This window comes from Streptomyces sp. NPDC032745 (assembly GCF_055579465.1).
In genome coordinates, this window is sequence record NZ_JBVING010000018.1 from 69,749 (window position 1) to 87,618 (window position 17,870).

Genomic DNA, 17,870 nt, shown 5'->3' on the forward strand with positions numbered 1-17,870 from the left:
ATCACCGCCCTTGAGGAACTACTGCCCGACCAGGAGCGGGTGCTGGGGCACGACCACCCCGACACCCTCACCACCCGGAGTTACCTCGCGCAGTGGCGAGGACGGGCGGGTGATGCGGCCGGCGCCGTCACCGCCCTTGAGGAACTACTGCCCGACCAGGAGCGGGTGCTGGGGCCCGACCACCCCGACACCCTCACCACCCGGCACAACCTCGCCCGGTGGCGGGGGGAAACGGGAGATGCGGCCGGCGCCGTCACCGCCCTTGAGGAACTACTGCCCGACCGGAAGCGGGTGCTGGGATACGACCACCCCCACACCCTCACCACCCGGCACAACCTCGCCCGGTGGCGGGGGGAAACGGGAGATGCGGCCGGCGCCGTCACCGCCCTTGAGGAACTACTGGCCGACGAGGAGCGGGTGCTGGGGCACGACCACCCCGACACCCTCCTCACCCGGCACAACCTCGCCCGGTGGCGGGGGGAAGCGGGAGATGTGGCTGGCGCCGTCACCGCCCTTGAGGAACTACTGCCCGACGAGGAGCGGGTGCTGGGGCACGACCGCCCCCACACGCTCACCACCCGGCACGAGCTCGCCCGGTGGCGGGGGGAGGCGGGGGATGCGGCTGGCACCGTCACCGCCCTTGAGGAACTACTGCCCGACGAGGAGCGGGTGCTGGGGCACGACCACCCCGATACCCTCACCACCCGGCACGAGCTCGCCTACTGGCGAGGAATGCCGTAGATGCGGCCAATCATCAAGTCCCAGCGCTCATGCGAACGGCTCGGTATGGCACGAGGCACCCCTTCCCTTCCGGCTCGCCATCCCCGCCGTTATGGTTTTCGTGGCTCCGCAATGGGTGTTGGGCGACGCTGAAAATGCCGACGGGTCGGGCACTGAGGGTGCCGGTGATCGAATACAGGATCGCCCCGCTGGGGTGGTCCCAGCGGGGCGCTTGTCGGCAAGGTGTCACGGCCGTCGGCAAGGTGCCGGGACGTAATCAGATCACTCGGTTACGTCGCACATGCGGACTGTGCTACCCCTAAGGATCTTCGGCTCACCGATCCCCTTCAGGGCTCGCGGTGCGCGTACAGCCTGGTCCAGGCCGTGAAGATCCACCGACAACCGCACCGATCTGAAGACCGGGAAGGTCACCCGACAGACCGTCCGCGCCATCACCGACATGACATCGTCAGAGGCATCACCACAGCTCATCGGCCGCATCGCCAGGCCACAGTAGGGCATCCAGACCGTCCGCCACGTCCGGGACACGACGTTCGCCGAGGACGCCTCCAGGATCCGAACCGGACACGGACCGGAGAACATGGCCACGCTGCGGAACCTCGCGATCAGCACCCTCCGGGACGCCGGCCACCACAGCATCGCAGCGGGCCTCCGATAGCTCTCCTATACGCCATGCATCCGCCCGCTCGACCTGCTCGGACTTCCCCTGACCTGCAACGGGACGTGATCAGCCAGACTATGAACAAGCCCTGCTGGCCAGGGTGAGCCAGTGGCCGTGGTGGGCGGTCTTGCCAACGTCCAGGCCAAGCTGCTGCTCAAGCACGGCGACACCGACGGGGACGGGCAGGTCTCCCGGCAGGAGTTCATCGGCGTGATGGAGGCCAACGCCACCTCTCCTCCACCTCGCCGACGCATGGCTCCACGCAGCAGACCTCACCGGGGCCTGGATGGACGGAGTGAACCCCACCAAGTCCAACCTGGTTGGGGCAGCCCTTGCCGGGGCCGATCTATCTGACGCCGTCGGATTCACGCAGCTGCTCTCAGACGACCAAATCGATGAGAACACCGTCCTACCCGACGGAGGTGTGGAGGCCCGTGGCACGGTCGGCCCGCAAGTAGCCATCGAATCGTCGGGATCCTGAGCGCCCAATCCGCAATGACGGGATACTTGAATCTGGCTCTGGCCACAGTTCCGTGAAGCCGGTTCACCCCGCCGCGCCCACAGCGGATGCCCATTCTGGATCACCGATGCGCTATCCGAGTGCCTTCCGGACGTCCTGCGAGCGAGAGACGCGTGGTGGGGGTATGTCGTTTCGCGCGAGGCGGCCTTGGGATCCGTGAGGAGATCAGCTATGTACGCGGTGGTTCGACGGTATGAAGGGGTGACTGATCCTGCCGAGGCGGGACGCCGAGTGGACGAGGGATTCGTGCCTCTCCTCCGCCAAGTCCCCGGATTCGTAGCCTACTTCTGGATTGACGCGGGGGATGGAGTGATGGTTTCCACCAGCGTCTTTGAAGACCAAGCCGGGGCCGAAGAGTCGGTCAAGAGGGCGGCTGACTTTGTACGGGACAACCTCGCGTCACTGCTACCCGAACCTCCCCAGATCACGGCCGGCCAGGTCGTGGCTGCTGGGTAACGGCCTTCGGAGTGTTCTGGATCCCCGTACCCTCCATTCCGGTGTGCCCGAACGCGGCCAGACGGCCCGCCCGCACACCTGGCGGGGTCCGGCGGCGGATGTCCTGTGCCAGATGATCTTGACCGTTTGCCATGTGGGGTTGACCGCCGCAGCGCTGCTGCCAACAGGTCACATCCTGCTGCCCGGGAATCTCAGCGGCCCAAGCCGTGATGAGTGGCAACACCAACCGCAGGGTCGCAGGCTCAGCTGTCGGCTGCGGCGGACGCGGAGGACCTACGCTCGGCCCGTTCCTGCGTGATGATGCCGGCGGAAGCGATAAGCACTGCCGAGATGTACCCGATCTCTAAGAAACCAGCGGCGACTTGCCCTCTGAATGATGAAAAGACGGTAGCAAATGCCAGCCACAGCAGGCATATCGAGAGAGCAGGGTCGTGTCGGCGACGGACGAGGCTGGCGATAGCGAAGGGCACAAGTGCGAGGAACGGCAGCAAGTCCCAGGCCTGCAGCGCCACCATCCCCGCGTAGTACTCATCGAAGAAGAGCTTGGCGACGAACGCCCAGCTGACCGTGACGCTCAGCCGCGCCGACCAGGGCAGCACTACCAAGGAGAGAGCCACCGCGACCCAGGCAGAAGGAACGAGGGTGACAGGACCGGAGTCGGACAGCGTGACCCTGATCGTGTGCCACAACAGAAACCCCACTCCGAGGGCGGCGATCACCCCCGACTCGGTGACCCGGAAGCGGACCGCCCCCGCGGAACGGGTCCGCACGCCATCAGAGTGCTCGGCTCGGAGAACAGCAGCCGCCTCGGCGGTGTGCGGGCCGGCCTGACCGGGCGGCGCCGTTGCCTCGGCGGCAGCAGCCTGGCCCGGCGCCGGCTCCGAAGCCCCGTCCGGAAAACCCACCGTCGCCGAAACGGTCGGCTGAAAATGAAGGTCACGAGTCTCCGGGCCTCCTGCGCTCAGGAGACGCTGCAGGGATTCCAGCGCCGAACGGAACGCCGCCGCATCCGGGTACCGCTGATCAGGTGACTTGGCGAGCGCGTCCAGCGTGACCGTATCGACCCGGCCCGGCACCTCCCCGCGCACCGCCGACGGCGGCCGCGGGGCTTTGGTCAAATGCTGGTTCATCACCACGAACGGTGAGTCCCCGGTGAACGGCTGCTGCCCGGTGAGCAGTTCGTACAGCAGGCAGCCGAGCGAGTAGACGTCGGTGCGCCCGTCGACCGCCACGCCGTCGATCTGTTCGGGCGACAGGTAGGCGGGGGTGCCGACGATGAGCCCGGTTGCGGTTAGCCGCGTGGTCGTTGCCGCGAGTGCTCTGGCAATACCAAAGTCCAGCACTTTCACCGCGCCGGACTTTGTGACCATGACGTTCGACGGCTTGATGTCCCGGTGAATCAGGCCAAGGCCGTGGCTGTGCACCAGTGTGTCGGCTACGTCGCGGGCTATGGCAACCGCTCGCGCGATGGGCAGCGGCCCCGTCCGTAGAACGTCGGCCAGTGTTCGGCCGTCGATGTACTCCATGACAAGGAACGGGACGGCCTCAGGACCGTCGATGTCCTCGCCGACGTCGTAGAGCGTCGCCACGCCCTGGTGGGAGAGCGCCGCGCTGGTCCGTGCCTCGCGCCGGAACCGCTGTCGGAACTCGTCCTGGCGGGTGAGTTCGATGGGCAGTACCTTCACGGCCACGGTTCGGCCGAGTTCGCGGTCGATGCCCTTCCAGACCTCGCCCATGCCGCCCCTGCCCACTAACTGCAGCAGTTCGTACCGCCCCGCCAAGACGCGCATAACCGAGTGCTCCCCCGCCGATCGCCGCCCTTGCCGTAGCCACGGTACTCGTCTGCCAACCGAGCCGGGAGTGGCGGTCAGGTCCTGCCCGCACCGGGCCCACCTGTGCGCCGTTCTGGAGGCGATCTGGGACATGCAGTAGCGGATCGGTCAACACTGCGGTGGACGCGTCACCCGGGCGCGGGATGACCCCGTCCTGCCCAGGCAGACAGGATGAGACCCGAATCGTATGTACCTATGGAAAGGGGCCTGAATGCCTAGCTCCCGCGCCGTGTCGCGGCACCTGGCCCGTATCGTCGCGACCGCTTGTTGTGCCGCTGTCCTCGCCGTCGCGCAGACCGTGAACGCCTACGCGGCGAGCCGGACGGTCAACTTCAACTTCGAGCATCTGTGGCAGACGCCGGAGTTCAAAACCGGCGGCGATGCCATCAGCTTCAGAGTCGCCAAGTGCAACCGGCCAAAGGAAGACATGACGGTCGTGCTGTGGAACACCGACGGCTGGAACCAGGAGTTGGAGAGGGCGGTCATCAAATGCCGTCCCAATGCGAGTGCCAAGTTGGGGGCAGGGACGAAGCCTGGTCACTTCATGTTCGAGCTCGGCAAGCTCGACGACGGCAAGGCATTCAAGGGCACGGCCACGTACTCGTACCAGGGCTGATCCCGCTAGGACAGGCGCAGCGCCCATGGCTCACCGGTCACCGGCGGGCGCCGAGGATGTCGTCCAGGTCCACGAAGCCGGTCTCGTCGCGGCCGGAGTCCATGTACGTGTCGACGGCCGGGGCCGCGGCGACGCGCAGCTGCCAGGCGCGCACGACGTCGTGCAGCGGGGTGAGGCTGTAGCTGTGGCGGGAGTCCTCCAGGGCCTTGGCCCGGTCCCGGTCGGAGGCCGGCACCCAGGTGTCGGCGCCGCGGTCGGCGCGCAGCTGGGCGAGCAGCTGGGCAGCGGCGGCCGGGGCCGGCGGGGCGGGGGCTTCCTTGGGCCGCCCGCTCACGGGCTCCTGCATTGCAGGTCGTACCGCCACGGTAGCCGCCGCCGGGGTGCGGCGAGAGGGGTTCGGCGCTCACGGCTCCACCACGTGCCCGTCCTACGCACCCTCGTCAGCTGAAGCCGCTGCTCGACGACTACGCCGGCCGACTCCCCCGAGCCGTCGACGCCGGACTTCGGCCGCGACGAGATCGTCGAGCGCTTCTGCCTGCTGGGCCCGGCCCGGGCCCAGATCGCGAAGCTCCGTATCCTCCGCCACCTCGGCGTCGACCGGTTCGCCGTGTGCGACAGGTACGACGCCCGCGAGGCCGTGATCGATGCCTACGGACAGCACGTCATCCCGGCGGTCAAGGGCTGACCGGCCGCGATCAGCCGGTGCAGGTGATCGAGAAGGGGACCGGGTTGGAGGTGGCGCGGGTGGGGCTCTGGAGTTCCACCGCCATCCCTGTTGTCAAGGTGCCGGCCTTCGCATAGGTCGTCAGCCGCACGGTGTCGTGCCCGGTGGGGTTGGCCTTGTCCCCGATGGACATGGTGCGCCAGTGCGGATCCACCACCGAGCCGTCGCCGGACACCCAGCGGTAGGAGATCAGGGTCGGCTCGGAGGCGGTGAAGGTCGCGGTGAACGCCGGGGCCTGGCCCTCGCGGGTCGGGCAGCTGCCGGTGTAGGTGGTGTTCGCGCCCGCCACCGACATCCGTACGCCGCCCGAACCGGCGGCGGAGTCCCCGTCGTTGCCGTTGCCGTTGCCGTTGCCGTTGAGGGCATAGACCAGCCCGGCGGCGATCAGCACGAAGGCGGCCGCGCCCGCTGCGACGAAGGCCGCCGTACGGCGCTTGCGGGGCGGGGCCGCGGGCGCTGCGGCTGTCGGGTGCGCGGGCGGGGCGGGCTCCGAGGTGGTGGTAGACGCCGTCGCCGTGGGGACTGTTGCCGCTGCCGGGGCTTCCGTGGCTGCCGTGGCTGCCGTGGCGGGTTCCGCCGGGGCCGGCAGGACGCGCGCGGCGGTCGTGGTGGCGTCCGGTTCGTGGGCGATGCCCCGCAGGGCCTCGGCGACTTCGGCGGCGGGAGTCCGCTCGGCCGGTTCCTTGCGGAGCAGCCCGGCGATGACCGGGGCGAGCGGGCCGGCCCGGGTCGGCACCGGCGGTTCCTCGTCCACTACGGCCCGCAGGGTGCTCAGCGCGGTGTCCTGCCGGAACGGGGTGATCCCCTCCACGGCTGCGTACAGCATCACGCCGAGGGACCACAGGTCAGACTCGGGGCCCGAGGGGCGGCCCAGCGCCCGCTCCGGCGGCAGGTACTCGGGAGAGCCGACCAGCTCGCCGGTCATGGTCAGCGCGGTGCTGCCCTCGACCATCGCGATGCCGAAGTCGCTGAGCACCACCCGCCCGTCCTCGGCGAGCAGCACGTTCGCCGGCTTCACGTCGCGATGCTCCACCCCGACGGTGTGCGCAGCGCGCAGCGCGCTCAGCACCTCCGCGCCGATGTGCGCGGCGTGCCGGGGTGTGAGCGGCCCCTCGGCACGCAGCAGATCGGCCAGCGACTGGCCGCGGATCAGCTCCATGACGATCCAGGGCCGGTCGTCCTCCATGGCCACGTCGTGGACCGTCACCACATTGCGGTCGGGTATGCGGGCCGCCGCCCACGCCTCCCGCTCCAGCCTGCTGTACATCCGCTCGATGTCGCCGGCCCCCAGATGGGCCGGGGCCCGGACCTCTTTGACTGCGACCTCGCGGTGCAGCGTCTCGTCGCGGGCCCGCCACACGGTGCCCATACCGCCCTCGCCGAGCCGGGACAGCAGCCGGTAGCGGCCGGCGATCAGCCGTTCCCCGCCCGGTGCACCCACCGCCGCCGCGGTAGCGATCGTGAGCGTGCTCTCCGTCACGGTCTCGGATTCCTCGTTGTACATGGGGGCGGTTCTCCTCTGATCGCCTACCGACGCCAACATCACGTACGGACTGGGACCTCCGGTTCAACGAGGTGACCGAAATTTTTCGAAAATGGTTGAACCGAACACGTTCGCGATGGCGTGTTGCTGTCGTACGAGAAGTCAACAGGCGTCTTTTCAAGGAGTGCGAAGTGCCTTCGGTCATCGTTGGACGCACGGGTCCCTTCACCGCGCAGAGCGTGGTTCTGGGCAGCGAGCCCCTCAGCTTCGGGCGCAAGAGCGACAACGGCGTCGTGATCGTCAGCCCCAGCGCCTCCCGGCTGCACGCCGAGATCCTCACGGAGGACGCCGGTTTCGTCCTCTACGACCGGGACAGCCGGAACGGCACGTTCGTCAACGACCAGCGCGTCACGCGGCATGTGCTGCGTCCGAACGACTGCATCCGGATCGGCGATGAAACGTTCCTCTACGAGGCCCAGGACGCCATGGAGACGGTCATGGACCTCTCGCTCCTGGACGTACCCCGGCCGAGCGCCGCGGACCCCGGCACGCTGCGGGTCACCATCACCGGCGGCGGCCCGGTGGGCCTCGCCTTCGCCCTGGCGCTCGACGAGATGCTGCCCGGGCGGACCGCCATCACCCTCTACGACGGCCGCTGGACCAGGAAGGGCTCCTCGGTCGTCTGGAAGGACGAGACCCAGGGGAACTTCCGCCGCCAGCAGGTGGTGACCGTCCAGAGCCGGCAGTACCTCGCCCTGCCCGAGGAGGCGCTCGCCGCCCTCTTCGACGACGGCGCCGCTTACTCCGAGATGTGGCCCGTCGGCCCCGACTCGGTCGACGGCCGCCCGCCCCGCAACATCCGGATCGCCCACATCGAGGACCGGCTGCTGGACCTGGCCAACCGGAGGCCGTCGATCCGCCTGGTTCCCAAGCGTTTCGACGTGGCGGAGGAGCAGAACCGGATCACCCAGGAACACGTCCTGGTGGTCGCCGAGGGCGGCCGCTCCCGCACCCGGGAGCACTACGCAAACCGCTTCGGCGCGGCCGACGCCTCGATCTACTCCCTCGACGGCGAGCACCTCCAGGACATCGTCCTGGGACTGCGCGTCAAGTCGAAGCTGCCGGACCCGATGAGCGTGCTGCTCACCGTGTCGCAGAACCGGTTCCTGCTCAACTCGCTGCGCGGCGAGGGCTTCCTGAACATGCGGCTCACCCGGGAGGAGACCAAGAGCGTCATCGGCATCGACCCGGTCCGCCACGTCTTCGAGGAATGCATCGCCGCCCGCCCCTGCCTGATGAGCCGGCAGGAGGAGGACAACGAGTTCCGCTGCCCCACCCACGGCACCCTCTTCCTGCCCGCCCTGCTGCGCGGTTCCCCGCTGTGGAAGGAGATCCGGCAGGGTCTCAGCCTGTTCGGGGTGGCCGAGGAGGACCTGTCCGCGATCACCTCGTTCCGGCTGGACATGGTGCAGCGCCCGCGATTCACCGCACAGCTGCACCGGCCGACCGCGTCCACCCCCGGCACCTACGGCTTCCTGCTGGGCGACGCGGCCAACGCCATCCACTTCTGGCCGGGCCGTGGCCTCAACAGCGGTCTGGCCTCGGCCACTTCGCTGGCCCGCTCGCTCAGCCGCGCATGGCAGGGCAAGCCGCTGCGGGACGCCGACTTCATCCGGCACGAGGCGGCGATGTCCATGCTCCAGTACCGGCACAAGAGCCGGGCCTGGAACGCCATGGTGACCACCGACGAACAGGGCGTCACCCGCGCCATCAAGGACATCATCGCGCGCAGCGGTGAGGCCGACGCCGGTGCCGCGGACGGGACCGACCTGGACGTACTGCTGGACCGCATGGCCGGGATCCGCGAACGGCTGGCGCCCCGGATGCCCGGCCTACCCGACGACGGGGAACTCCGCTCCCACCTCGCCTCGATCGCCCCCGCCACCCTCCGCACCTTGCGGGAGAGCGGTGCCTGGGACACCCTGATCGTCGGCGGCGAGGAGGCAGACATCGACCTCTTCTACCAGTCGGACTCCCCGGTCTTCGTCCCCCGCCCGACCGATCCCCGGAGCCCCTCCCCGGTCGGCTGACACCCAAAGGGACGGGACCTGGCCGGGGAAGTCAGCCGGTGCCGGGGCGCTGGCTGACCACCTGGGTGAGCAGCTCCATGATCTGGGCCCGGTTCCGGTCGATCTTCTGGTCGAGGGCCTCAAAGCGGCCCTCGAGCCCATCCACCTTCTGATCCGGTCCTGTGAGTTGCTGACGAACCGTGGCCAGACCGCACGCGATGCTCTCGTGGCCGGTCTCCACCGAGGGGGGCGGGCCTGGCTGCTCACGGGGTGAGGTCCAGGATCCGGACCGGCTGGCCCTCCCGGCGCTTCGGCACGGTGGTGGCCACGATCGCGCCTTCGGGCCGGTCCGCAGTCGGCTGTGCTGCGTGCCGGCTGACGGCGGCCGCCCGCCTCTCCTGCTGCGCCACGGCGAGGGCGGCGGGCAGGTCCACTGATACTGGACCGCGATCTGCCGGCGTCGGGCTTCGCGGCGCTGTGGCCGGAGCTCGTCGTGCGGGGTGTGGCCCGTCTCGAGGGCTGCACACGCCGATGGCTCGCCACCGGGACCGCGCGCGCGGACGGCAGCCGGCGGGGCGCCTCCCGGCGGCTGCCCACGGCCGAGCTCGCGGCGCTGCGGGCGGGGTGCGCCCTCGGGTCACGGGCCATGACCTGCGCATACGGGTGGTAGTGCCGCCACACGGCCGCCACGCGACGGCCGGAAAATCGCGGGAGGTCACGGGTACGGCTCCGAGAGGAGTGAGTACGACTACTCATGACGGACGCTCGACAGCGGCCGAGGATGAGCGGTGTCAGCTCAGCGCCATCCGAACGAGGCCGCCCATGCTCAGCCGAATCGCCGCCGCCGTCGTGCCCGTATTCGGGAAACTGACCGTCACCTCCGAGGGCGAGACCGGTCCCGGCGCCGGCAGCATCCTGGTGGCCAACCACTCCTCGCTCGCCGATCCGGCCGTCGTGATCGCGGCGCTGCGGCGGTACGGGGTCGAGCCCGTCGTGATGGCCGCCGCAGGCCTGTGGCGGCTGCCGCTGCTGGGGGCGGCGCTGCGCCGCGAGGGGCACATCGCCGTCCATCGCGGCAGCGCCCGCGCCGCCGAATGCCTGGACGCCGCGGCCGCCGTACTCGCGACCGGGCGCTGCGTCCTGCTCTACGGCGAGGGTCGGCTGCCGGGACGCGCCGACTCGGGCGAGGCCGCGCCCGGGCCCTTCCGCAGCGGACCGGCCCGGCTCGCCGCCATGACCGGGGCGCCGCTCGTGCCGGTGGGCCAGGCGGGCGCGCGCAGGCTGTGCTCCGGCGGGCCGGTCAAGCAGCTCGCCGGCGCCGTGACCGCGCCGCTGAGGCGGCCGGGCCTGCACGTGCACATCGGCGCACCGGTGCACCTCCCCGGCCCGGTGCCGGAAGCGACGCACCGCATCCAGGCCGCCGTCGCCGCCGCATGGGAGAACGCGGTCCGCGCCCAGAGCGGACGACGGCAGGCGGGTCGCGCCTAGGCCGGGTCAGACCCGGATGTGCGTCAGTTGGTGCCCTGCCGGTCGAGGAGGTCGCAGTCGGTGTAGACCGTGGGCCTGGTCATCAGTGCCGACAGCGCCTGAGCCAGCTCGTCGGTCGCGGCCGCGCGGCTGTTGGCCATGGCCGCGTCGTAGGAGTCGAACTCGACCACGGCGAGGTAGCGGTTGGGGTTGGACCTGTCCTTGAGCAAGGTGCGGGCGGAGGGGGTACCGGTCCGGTCTTGCGAGCGGGCCTGTTCCTCGTAGGCGCGCAGGAGGTCGCGCACCTCGTCGATCCGCTCGGTCTCGAAATCGATGATCTGCGCGAACTTCATGACCAACTCCTCCTGGCAGACGGCGGTCTCACGGGTGCGGCCCCTCCCCCAGCAAACACCGCGGTGGGCGTCGCCCCCGTCCGCACACGCTCACGCACGGCGATTCCACCGGCTCGGGTGCACCGCGGGCCTGCGGTTCACCCTCCCGGAGGCACGGCGGGCGGGCCGCTCAGTCGTCGGCGATCTGCAGGGCCAGCGCGAAGTGTTCGCCGTCCGTCCCCGCAAGCAGGCTGTCGAACAGCGGGGTGAGCCCGTTCACGGCGCCGCACCCGGCGTCGTGGTTGGTCCACCAGCTTCCCTCCGGCCCGATCAGGGACACCACCCGGTCCGCCACGCGCTCGGCGGTCTCGGCGGGCATGTGCCGGTGGTCCGGCCATACGAGGTCGACGGCGGCGACCCTTGCCAGGAACGCGGCGGCCTCGTGCGTCTCCAGCGGTTCCAGGGCGGCACAGATCTGCGGGACGGACGGCGGGGCGTACCCGGGGATGAAGCGCTGCCAGGCCTCGTCGGCGGCGGCCTCGGCCAGCAGCGCGCGGATCCGGGCCGCCAGCTCCGGCAGGTCGGGTTCCACCTCGGTGAACCGCCCGGCCGCCACGTACACCCGCGTCGGCGTTGACAGTTCCGCCATGCGCGCTTCCAGCTCGGCCAGAACCCCCGTGGACTTCACAGCGGCATTCTGCCCTGCGCCCCGAGTCGGCGCCTCCGTCGGCGCCAGGAGGGCAGAGACCTGCGTAACTTCTGGCCCTTGGCCGCCTGTGGATCCTCGGCCTTCGGGCTGGCGGGCCGCTCCTTCTGGAACGCAGGGTCCAGGACCTTGCCCGTTGTCAGGAAACGGAGCCAGGTGACCATTTCGCCGGCGGTGGAGAGGGCGCCGCCGGCGCCGGCCGTGTAATTGCTCAACCGGCCCGACTCGGCTCCCGTCGGCCGTGCAGTGGCAACCGCTTGACGAGCGATCGCACCGCCACGCCCCGCGAACACCCGAGAACGCGCACCGCCGCGAAACGCGACCGCTCAAGAGCTCTGCCGTCGCCCCTCAGGAACCTGTGGCCAGCACCCTGCGCGAAATCCGGTCGAACACCGCCAGTCCATGCCGTAAGGTGGGGTTCACCGACGCGGGGTGGAGCAGCTCGGTAGCTCGCTGGGCTCATAACCCAGAGGTCGCAGGTTCAAATCCTGTCCCCGCTACTGCACCGGAAGGGCCCGGATCCTCAAAGGATCCGGGCCCTTCTGCCGTAAGGAGACATATCCGGCCCAGGAGTCACGGGGCCGTCGGCCCCGACCGCGGCGAGGCGGCGCCCCCGGGGGCCCGGCCCGCAGAGTCAGTCCTCCCGGCGGGGCCGCTGCGGTCGCGGGTACCGCGGCAAACCCGGCAACCGGCCCGGGAAACCAAGACGGCCGCCCGCCCCCGAGCCATGACAAAGATGCGTTCGGGGTTGTGCATCCGGGCGATGCCGAGCATGGCGTGGTGGACTCAGTCGCCCTTGAGGCGGCAGTCACGGAGGATCTTCCACGTCTTCATGCGGGCGAAGACGTCTCGACGCGGGCGCGGACCTGCTTGCAGGACGCCTCGGCCTGTAGCCGCCGCCCGCGTCATGCTCGACCAGCTCAACGCTTCCCCGCACGATCCCTTGGTCCGCTATGTGTTCGACCGCGGTTCCCTCCTCCTGAGTGACCTGCTGCCCACCGGCGGGCTGGCCGGCATCCCCACCCTCGTCGGCGTCGGGTAACACGACACCGCCACCACAGTCGAAGACAACCGCGCGGTGGCCGCAACCATCCCCGACTGCACCTTTCCCGTGATGAAGCACGCCGACCACCTGCTCCACCTGGAACGCGACGCGGACTTCGCCGCCGCCAACGCGCGTGAGTCAGGCATCCACGGACCACGGGAGCTGTCCGGCGACGTCCCCCTGCGAGGTGGACCGGACCACGACGCTGATGGCTGACGCGAGCGCACGCATCGCCCCAGTGTCGGTCTGCCTCAGGCCGGGACATCCCGGGCAACGCTCGCAGACGGCCGGCGCCCGCAACGGGGGGCTGGCAGGTCCTCCCCGGGAGCGCGGGGAGCAGACTTGCTGAACTGCCTCTTCAGGGAGGCAGAAAGGCGCAGTCTGGGGTTAGGGCGAACGCCGGATGGGCTCTGCTGAACGACGCCCTCCGCCGGAGCCTGAGGGTCCGATTTTCCCCGAACCCGGTGATCCAAGTAGCGCAAGGCTCAGTCGTCGTTCAGGTACCACGGGGACCAGGGGCCGAAGGTCGTCCCCGCTACGATCTGCCAGCGCACCCTGCTGCCCTTGGACCCCCACTTGTTGGTGCTGGTGTTCTCGTAGAAGTCCTTGTTGCACACTCCCCACTGCCCGGTGCCCAGTTCGTACGCGCTGCAACTACCCAGGCGGTAGGTCTGCCATCGATCGCCGTCCCACAGATCGTTCTCCCACCGCACCTCGAGACCTGTCCTCGGAGAGTCCCAGTTCCGGACCCAGAACTGGTCGCCGTACTTCCTGAAGCATCCGTTTCCGCTCGTAACGGACATGCATATGGCGTCTGAGGGAAAGGATCCCGGTGTGGCGTAATCGAGGGCGGCCGGGGCCGGGGATGCCCCGAGGGCAACGGGCACAAGAGCGGCTGCGGCAATGCAGAGTGCGCGGGATTTCCTCAACGTGTCATCTCCTGTCCGGGGGCGGCCGACCGTGCCAGGTGAGTGTGTCCGCCAGACGCCAGGCTGTCCACGACGAGGAGCCCGTTCCAGCCTCCCAAGACCGAGGGGGAAGGTGCGGAACGGCTCGCACGAGGACGGTGATGCACCGTTGCCCGGGTGTTGCCGACGCGCCTGCCGGTACCGCCTGGGGTGATCCCTGTACACGGCCATGGCCACGGTGCCGCCGCCACAGGGCCTCTCCGATGGCAGCTATCCGGGCACCGGACTCGCGCTCCCCCACCGCCTCGAGCGCGGCCAGGCAGAACTCCCGGCCTGGGAGGAGGAGCACAACAAGTCCCACAAGCAGGTCCGGGCTCACGTCGAACACTTCTTCGTCCGGATGCACAACCTCAGCCTCGCCCCACGGGCGAACGGGCGGCACCGCGGCCAAGCACGCCAGGGGCGACTCGAAGATCGTTTACGGGGCAACTCTTAGCGTGCGGTCGAGGAGGGGGAGCAGGCGGTCCCAGTGGCGCTTCAGTCCGGCGGGGTCGAAGGCGTCGGTGTCGGACATGGTGAAGCCGTGGACGGTGCCGGGGTAGATCTCGGAGGTGTAGCCGACACCCGCGGCATCCAGGGCCTGGTTGAGCTCGCTCAGGGCCTCGGGCGTCAGGTCGCTCTCGGCGTGGCCGAAGTGGACCTGGGCGGTGATCTCGGCGAGGGCGTCGGGCCCGTCCGCGCCCACGGGACCGTGGAATGCGGCGACGGCGGCCACCTGGCCGGGGTGGGCCGCGGCGGTGCGCACCGCCAGAAGGCCGCCGATGCAGTAGCCGGTCACCGCGACCGGTCCAGCGGCGACCTCGGGCTGGGCGGTGAGGAAACCGAGGTAGGCGTCGGCATCGCTCAGGACACGTTCGGCGGTGTGTGCCTCGATCAAGGGCATCAGCTGGGCGAAGACCGCGGGCCGGACCTCTTCTCCGATGTACTCGGGAAGCTCGATCACCGGTGCCGGGCCGTGCCGGTAGAAGAGATTGGGGACGAGCACGTAGTACCCGTGCCCGGCCAGTTCGCGGGCCATCTCCCGCAGCACGGGCCGGACACCGAAGCCGTCCGGGTACATCAGCACCCCCGGGTGCCGCTCGCCACGGTCGGGGAAAGCGGCGAAAGCGTCGGCCTGGCCGTCCGCGGTGGGAATGTGCAGCATCTTGGTGGGCATGAGTTCTCCTGTCGTGGTTGAGGTATCGAGCTGCGATCAACACGACAGGAGGCGGCGCCCGCGCAGCAGCGCCAGATCCTCGATCCAAGAGAGGGCCAGCACCGGCCCGTACGGCGCTCAGAGCAGCGCCGGGTCACCAATCCGTGCGTGGCGCAATGCCGTCCCGGTAGTCATCACCGCATAACGTAGCCCACCGGACAGGATCGATGCCAGTGCTTGAACACCCTTGCAGTCTCCGGCTGTTCGGGCAGATGAAGGACCGGCACATGGGCTCCCGAGTCCAGTTCCAGCCCCGTCCCCGTCACCACGGGCCGAAACCTGACTGGTCGGCCCTTCCGGCCGGCGAGTTCCTCGTCATCGACATGAACCACACCCGATGCGGGCGCACGGGCTTCGACGGGAGTGCGAGACCATCCCACGGGACGCAGCAGGCCGGACAGATGCCCGGCGGCACCTGCCCTTACGGCGGGGAGCGGGTACTCCGCCAGGCTTGCGTCACGCCACGACCAGGACAGGTCCGGCATCGACGCGCGGGCGAAGACACCTCACCTGGGCGGGTGATGGCCGCCGTGCACATCACCAGGGCACTTCGCCGGCGTCCTCGAAGAACTTGCCGGTCGGGCCGTCGTCGGGCAGGGTCGCGAGTTTGATGGCGATCGCCGCGCCCTGTTCGGGGGTGCGTACGCCGCGGAAGCCGTTGAGGTCGGTGGCGACGTAGCCGGGGCAGCCGAGGTTGATCAGGATGTTCGTGCCGCTCAGCTCCCGGGCGTACTGGAGGGTGACGGCGTTCAGGAACGTCTTCGACGGCGAGTACGCCACGGCCACCGGACCCGCCGTCTGCTCAGCAGCGGTTCCTGACTGCCGGGTGAGGGAGCCCACACTGCTGGACATGTTTACGATCCGTGGAGAGGCAGAGCGGCGCAGCAGCGGCATCATCGCGTTGGTGACGCGGATGACGCCGATCACGTTGGTCTCCACGACCGTCCGGATGGTGGCGGGATCGACCTGGGTGGGGTTCTGCGGCATGCCGCCGGCGATGCCGGCGTTGTTGACGAGCACGTCGAGGTGCCCGGCCCGTTCCTCGATCAACCGTGCGGCGGCGCTCGCGCTCGCGTCGTCGGTCACGTCCAGTGGTACGCCGAACGCGTCGACGCCGGCCGCGCGCAGTCGCTCCACCGCCGCCTTACGGCGCTGATCGTCGCGGGCGCCGACGCCGACGCTCCAGCCGAGGGCACCCAGGCCCGCGGCGATCTCGTAGCCGATTCCCTTGTTCGCGCCGGTGACCAGCGCAATCGTTCGTTCGCTCATGGGAATCATGCTGCCTTGGACCCCGACGCGAGGTCCAAGACCGATGGAGTGGGCAGCGATACCGTCCGGGTATTGATCCGGCGTAACGTGGCCCTTATGGAGACCCGGGAACTGCGCTACTTCGTCGCTGTCGCTGAGGAGCTGCACTTCGGGCGCGCCGCGCAGCGGCTCGGCATCGCGCAGCCCCCTTTGTCACGGGCGATCCAGCAGCTCGAACGCCGGCTCGGGGCAGCGCTGCTGGATCGGACCAGCCGCACCGTCGCGCTGACCGAGGCCGGATCGGTGCTGCTGGCCGAGGGCAGGGCGGCCCTCGAGGCGGTCGACGCTGCTGAGCGCCGGACCCGCCGCGCCGCCCTTTCCACGACCGGCCGTCCTGGCCTGGTCCTGGTCACCAAGGCCAGCGCGTCCCGCGAACTACTGGCGAAACTGCTCGACGCGTACGCCGCCGAACCCGACGCGGTCCCCGTCGAAGTCATCCTGTGCGGGCCGGCCGAGCAGGAACGACTCCTGCGCGAGGGCCGGGCCGACGTGGCGCTGCTGCACCGGCCGTTCGACTCGACGGCCGGGTTCGACACCGAGGAACTCGGCACGGAGGGCCAGGTTGTGGTCCTGCCTGCCGGGCATCCGCTCACCGTCCGGGCCCATGTGCACATGGCCGACATCACCGGGCTGCCGGGCCTGCCCCTGCCACGCTGGCCTGCCCCCGACGGCACCTACCCGCCCGGCCCCGGCCCTCAGGTCCGCGACCACGCGCAGTTGTTGCAGCTCGTCGCGCTCGGCCGCGCTTGCGCGGTCTCACCGGAGTCGTGCCGAGCCCAACTGCACGACGACCTCGCCGCCATACCCGTGCTGGACGCGCCGACCGTCACCACCGTGATCGCCTGGCCACCGCACAGCCGGTCCAGAGCCGTCGCCGACCTTGTCCGGACTGCGACACGTCTCTAGTAGTTCCAACACGCCCGGCCAGGTTCCACCTGTTGTGTCCCGGCTCACCACCCTGCGGGCCAGCCGTCACGATCAGGTGCTTCCCCATGGAGAAGTCAACCTCGGTCCGGCTCGTCAGCGCGTCGGGTTCGTCAGCTTGGCGTACTGATCTGTTCTGCTTCGTCGTCGCTCATTGCCGTGTAGACGGTCACGATCGATGCCACGACGTCTACCTCGGCCGGGCCGCTGCGTCCTCTGGCCAGGGGTGTGGCATCACCGGTAGGTGCGTCAGGGAGATCGCGTCGATGAAGCAGCCGGTGAGCGACGCGAGCATCCGCTCGGCGTTCGCGCACCGATTCTTGAAGGCGCTCTCTGTCCCGCTTCTCCCAGTCACAGGCGGAGGTTACGAGCCGAGCCACTGCGCGTCGAGCTGATTTACGGGTCCGGTCATGGCCGCGGTCTGAGGCGGCGCGACGTCGTGGAGACGTGGTCACGGATCAGGGCCCGCAGAGCGTTGACACGGCGGCGGGCGAGGGCGATCACGGGCTGCGTACGGCGTTCCCCTCGGCTCGTTTGCGGCCATAGAAGGTCCGGGAGTTGAGGTCGTAGCGGACGCTGGTCAGGGCGGACACAGAGAAGACGCGCTGGAAGCCGCGGTGGTAGTGGCCGGGGCGGTGGAGGTTGCCGCTCCGCTTCCCTGAGTCATGCGGCGCTGGTGCAAGCCCGGCGAAGGCTGCGAGCCGGTCCGGGGTTGCGAAGAAGGTGAGGTCACTGCCGCTTCCAGGCGGACATGCGGGCAGCGGTGTCCGCAGCCGGCGGCGCCGCACAGCTGTCCGGTGCGTCGACGGCAGCCCCGCAGCGA

The 17,870-nt window shown here is 69.7% G+C and carries 17 protein-coding genes, 1 tRNA gene and 5 pseudogenes; 11 read left to right on the forward strand and 12 right to left on the reverse strand.

Annotation, left to right across the window (positions count from 1 at the left end; genetic code table 11):
* Both ACZ5WG_RS34790 and ACZ5WG_RS34795 read left to right on the forward strand, forming a co-directional pair.
* The coding region (locus ACZ5WG_RS34790; RefSeq protein WP_468728472.1) for a tetratricopeptide repeat protein at positions 1 to 741 on the forward strand (741 nt) is incomplete at its 5' end.
* A gap of 929 nt (positions 742 to 1,670) precedes the next feature.
* Positions 1,671 to 1,883: pseudogene (locus tag ACZ5WG_RS34795) on the forward strand (pentapeptide repeat-containing protein); the annotation flags it as partial.
* Between the two features lie 737 nt (positions 1,884 to 2,620).
* On the opposite strand, the gene ACZ5WG_RS34800 reads toward ACZ5WG_RS34795, so the two are convergent.
* Positions 2,621 to 4,168 (reverse strand): protein kinase domain-containing protein, encoded by a 1,548-nt coding sequence (locus ACZ5WG_RS34800; protein ID WP_468728474.1) that lies wholly within the window; start codon positions 4,166 to 4,168, stop codon positions 2,621 to 2,623.
* A gap of 271 nt (positions 4,169 to 4,439) precedes the next feature.
* Here ACZ5WG_RS34800 and ACZ5WG_RS34805 point away from each other — a divergent pair, with 271 nt between their 5' ends.
* The gene (locus ACZ5WG_RS34805; protein WP_468728476.1) at positions 4,440 to 4,826 is read left to right on the forward strand and encodes a hypothetical protein; all 387 of its coding nucleotides are present in this window, start codon (positions 4,440 to 4,442) and stop codon (positions 4,824 to 4,826) included.
* A 37-nt stretch (positions 4,827 to 4,863) separates the two neighbouring features.
* Here ACZ5WG_RS34805 and ACZ5WG_RS34810 read toward each other — a convergent pair whose 3' ends face one another.
* Positions 4,864 to 5,160, reverse strand: coding sequence for a DUF6247 family protein (locus ACZ5WG_RS34810; protein WP_468728478.1), 297 nt, complete (start codon positions 5,158 to 5,160; stop codon positions 4,864 to 4,866).
* Positions 5,161 to 5,313: 153 nt separating this feature from the next.
* Between ACZ5WG_RS34810 and ACZ5WG_RS34815 the strand changes: the two are divergent.
* Positions 5,314 to 5,511 (forward strand): annotated as a pseudogene (locus ACZ5WG_RS34815) (TIGR03842 family LLM class F420-dependent oxidoreductase); the annotation flags it as partial.
* Positions 5,512 to 5,521: 10 nt separating this feature from the next.
* Here ACZ5WG_RS34815 and ACZ5WG_RS34820 read toward each other — a convergent pair.
* Positions 5,522 to 7,054, reverse strand: coding sequence for a serine/threonine-protein kinase (locus ACZ5WG_RS34820; protein WP_468728480.1), 1,533 nt, complete (start codon positions 7,052 to 7,054; stop codon positions 5,522 to 5,524).
* A gap of 170 nt (positions 7,055 to 7,224) precedes the next feature.
* On the opposite strand from ACZ5WG_RS34820, the gene ACZ5WG_RS34825 reads away from it, so the two are divergent.
* On the forward strand, positions 7,225 to 9,123 hold the full coding sequence (locus ACZ5WG_RS34825) for an FHA domain-containing protein (RefSeq protein ID WP_468728481.1): 1,899 nt from the start codon (positions 7,225 to 7,227) through the stop codon (positions 9,121 to 9,123).
* A gap of 242 nt (positions 9,124 to 9,365) precedes the next feature.
* On the opposite strand, the gene ACZ5WG_RS34830 is transcribed toward ACZ5WG_RS34825, so the two are convergent.
* Positions 9,366 to 9,536 carry a hypothetical protein gene (locus ACZ5WG_RS34830; RefSeq protein ID WP_468728483.1) on the reverse strand — a complete coding sequence of 57 codons (171 nt, stop codon included), beginning with the start codon at positions 9,534 to 9,536 and terminating at the stop codon, positions 9,366 to 9,368.
* Between the two features lie 388 nt (positions 9,537 to 9,924).
* Here ACZ5WG_RS34830 and ACZ5WG_RS34835 point away from each other — a divergent pair, with 388 nt between their 5' ends.
* On the forward strand, positions 9,925 to 10,590 hold the full coding sequence (locus ACZ5WG_RS34835; RefSeq protein ID WP_468728484.1) for a lysophospholipid acyltransferase family protein: 666 nt from the start codon (positions 9,925 to 9,927) through the stop codon (positions 10,588 to 10,590).
* Between the two features lie 23 nt (positions 10,591 to 10,613).
* Here ACZ5WG_RS34835 and ACZ5WG_RS34840 read toward each other — a convergent pair whose 3' ends face one another.
* From ACZ5WG_RS34840 to ACZ5WG_RS34850, 3 genes are all read right to left on the reverse strand, one after another.
* Positions 10,614 to 10,922 carry a hypothetical protein gene (locus ACZ5WG_RS34840; RefSeq protein WP_468728485.1) on the reverse strand — a complete coding sequence of 103 codons (309 nt, stop codon included), beginning with the start codon at positions 10,920 to 10,922 and terminating at the stop codon, positions 10,614 to 10,616.
* Between the two features lie 169 nt (positions 10,923 to 11,091).
* Positions 11,092 to 11,589 carry a hypothetical protein gene (locus ACZ5WG_RS34845; RefSeq protein ID WP_468728487.1) on the reverse strand — a complete coding sequence of 166 codons (498 nt, stop codon included), beginning with the start codon at positions 11,587 to 11,589 and terminating at the stop codon, positions 11,092 to 11,094.
* The gene (locus ACZ5WG_RS34850) at positions 11,586 to 11,822 is read right to left on the reverse strand and encodes a hypothetical protein (RefSeq protein WP_468728489.1); all 237 of its coding nucleotides are present in this window, start codon (positions 11,820 to 11,822) and stop codon (positions 11,586 to 11,588) included. The genes ACZ5WG_RS34845 and ACZ5WG_RS34850 overlap by 4 nt, the downstream gene beginning before the upstream one ends.
* A gap of 211 nt (positions 11,823 to 12,033) precedes the next feature.
* Here ACZ5WG_RS34850 and ACZ5WG_RS34855 point away from each other — a divergent pair.
* Positions 12,034 to 12,107, forward strand: a tRNA-Met gene (locus ACZ5WG_RS34855).
* A 286-nt stretch (positions 12,108 to 12,393) separates the two neighbouring features.
* Here the strand turns inward: ACZ5WG_RS34855 and ACZ5WG_RS34860 are convergent.
* Positions 12,394 to 12,485, reverse strand: a pseudogene (locus ACZ5WG_RS34860) (IS5/IS1182 family transposase); the annotation flags it as partial.
* A 29-nt stretch (positions 12,486 to 12,514) separates the two neighbouring features.
* Here ACZ5WG_RS34860 and ACZ5WG_RS34865 point away from each other — a divergent pair.
* Together ACZ5WG_RS34865 and ACZ5WG_RS34870 are read left to right on the forward strand one after the other, a co-directional pair.
* A complete protein-coding gene (locus ACZ5WG_RS34865) occupies positions 12,515 to 12,649 on the forward strand; it encodes a hypothetical protein (RefSeq protein ID WP_468728490.1) in 135 nt (44 codons plus the stop codon).
* Positions 12,650 to 12,685: 36 nt separating this feature from the next.
* Positions 12,686 to 12,868: a hypothetical protein gene (locus tag ACZ5WG_RS34870; RefSeq protein ID WP_468728491.1), complete on the forward strand. Its 183-nt coding sequence runs from the start codon at positions 12,686 to 12,688 to the stop codon at positions 12,866 to 12,868.
* 269 nt (positions 12,869 to 13,137) lie between these two features.
* Here ACZ5WG_RS34870 and ACZ5WG_RS34875 read toward each other — a convergent pair whose 3' ends face one another.
* The gene (locus tag ACZ5WG_RS34875; protein WP_468728492.1) at positions 13,138 to 13,365 is read right to left on the reverse strand and encodes a hypothetical protein; all 228 of its coding nucleotides are present in this window, start codon (positions 13,363 to 13,365) and stop codon (positions 13,138 to 13,140) included.
* Positions 13,366 to 13,822: 457 nt separating this feature from the next.
* On the opposite strand from ACZ5WG_RS34875, the pseudogene ACZ5WG_RS34880 reads away from it, so the two are divergent.
* A pseudogene (locus ACZ5WG_RS34880) lies at positions 13,823 to 13,963 on the forward strand (IS5/IS1182 family transposase); the annotation flags it as partial.
* Positions 13,964 to 14,038: 75 nt separating this feature from the next.
* Here the strand turns inward: ACZ5WG_RS34880 and ACZ5WG_RS34885 are convergent.
* Together ACZ5WG_RS34885 and ACZ5WG_RS34890 are read right to left on the reverse strand one after the other, a co-directional pair.
* Positions 14,039 to 14,776 (reverse strand): dienelactone hydrolase family protein, encoded by a 738-nt coding sequence (locus ACZ5WG_RS34885; RefSeq protein WP_468728494.1) that lies wholly within the window; start codon positions 14,774 to 14,776, stop codon positions 14,039 to 14,041.
* 576 nt (positions 14,777 to 15,352) lie between these two features.
* Positions 15,353 to 16,084 carry an SDR family NAD(P)-dependent oxidoreductase gene (locus ACZ5WG_RS34890; RefSeq protein ID WP_468728495.1) on the reverse strand — a complete coding sequence of 244 codons (732 nt, stop codon included), beginning with the start codon at positions 16,082 to 16,084 and terminating at the stop codon, positions 15,353 to 15,355.
* Between the two features lie 96 nt (positions 16,085 to 16,180).
* Between ACZ5WG_RS34890 and ACZ5WG_RS34895 the strand changes: the two genes are divergently transcribed.
* A complete protein-coding gene (locus ACZ5WG_RS34895) occupies positions 16,181 to 17,029 on the forward strand; it encodes a LysR family transcriptional regulator (RefSeq protein ID WP_468728497.1) in 849 nt (282 codons plus the stop codon).
* Positions 17,030 to 17,411: 382 nt separating this feature from the next.
* On the opposite strand, the pseudogene ACZ5WG_RS34900 reads toward ACZ5WG_RS34895, so the two are convergent.
* Positions 17,412 to 17,784, reverse strand: a pseudogene (locus ACZ5WG_RS34900) (transposase); the annotation flags it as partial.
* Between the last annotated feature and the right edge of the window lie 86 nt (positions 17,785 to 17,870).

Excerpts from the sequence above, each read along its gene's own strand:
- ACZ5WG_RS34840 (WP_468728485.1), bottom strand. The coding sequence starts at position 10,922 with ATGAAGTTCGCGCAGATCATCGATTTCGAGACCGAGCGGATCGACGAG.
- ACZ5WG_RS34820 (WP_468728480.1), bottom strand. The coding sequence starts at position 7,054 with ATGTACAACGAGGAATCCGAGACCGTGACGGAGAGCACGCTCACGATC.
- ACZ5WG_RS34890 (WP_468728495.1), bottom strand. The coding sequence starts at position 16,084 with ATGAGCGAACGAACGATTGCGCTGGTCACCGGCGCGAACAAGGGAATC.
- ACZ5WG_RS34835 (WP_468728484.1), top strand. The coding sequence starts at position 9,925 with ATGCTCAGCCGAATCGCCGCCGCCGTCGTGCCCGTATTCGGGAAACTG.
- ACZ5WG_RS34865 (WP_468728490.1), top strand. The coding sequence starts at position 12,515 with ATGCTCGACCAGCTCAACGCTTCCCCGCACGATCCCTTGGTCCGCTAT.
- ACZ5WG_RS34800 (WP_468728474.1), bottom strand. The coding sequence starts at position 4,168 with ATGCGCGTCTTGGCGGGGCGGTACGAACTGCTGCAGTTAGTGGGCAGG.
- ACZ5WG_RS34895 (WP_468728497.1), top strand. The coding sequence starts at position 16,181 with ATGGAGACCCGGGAACTGCGCTACTTCGTCGCTGTCGCTGAGGAGCTG.
- ACZ5WG_RS34885 (WP_468728494.1), bottom strand. The coding sequence starts at position 14,776 with ATGCCCACCAAGATGCTGCACATTCCCACCGCGGACGGCCAGGCCGAC.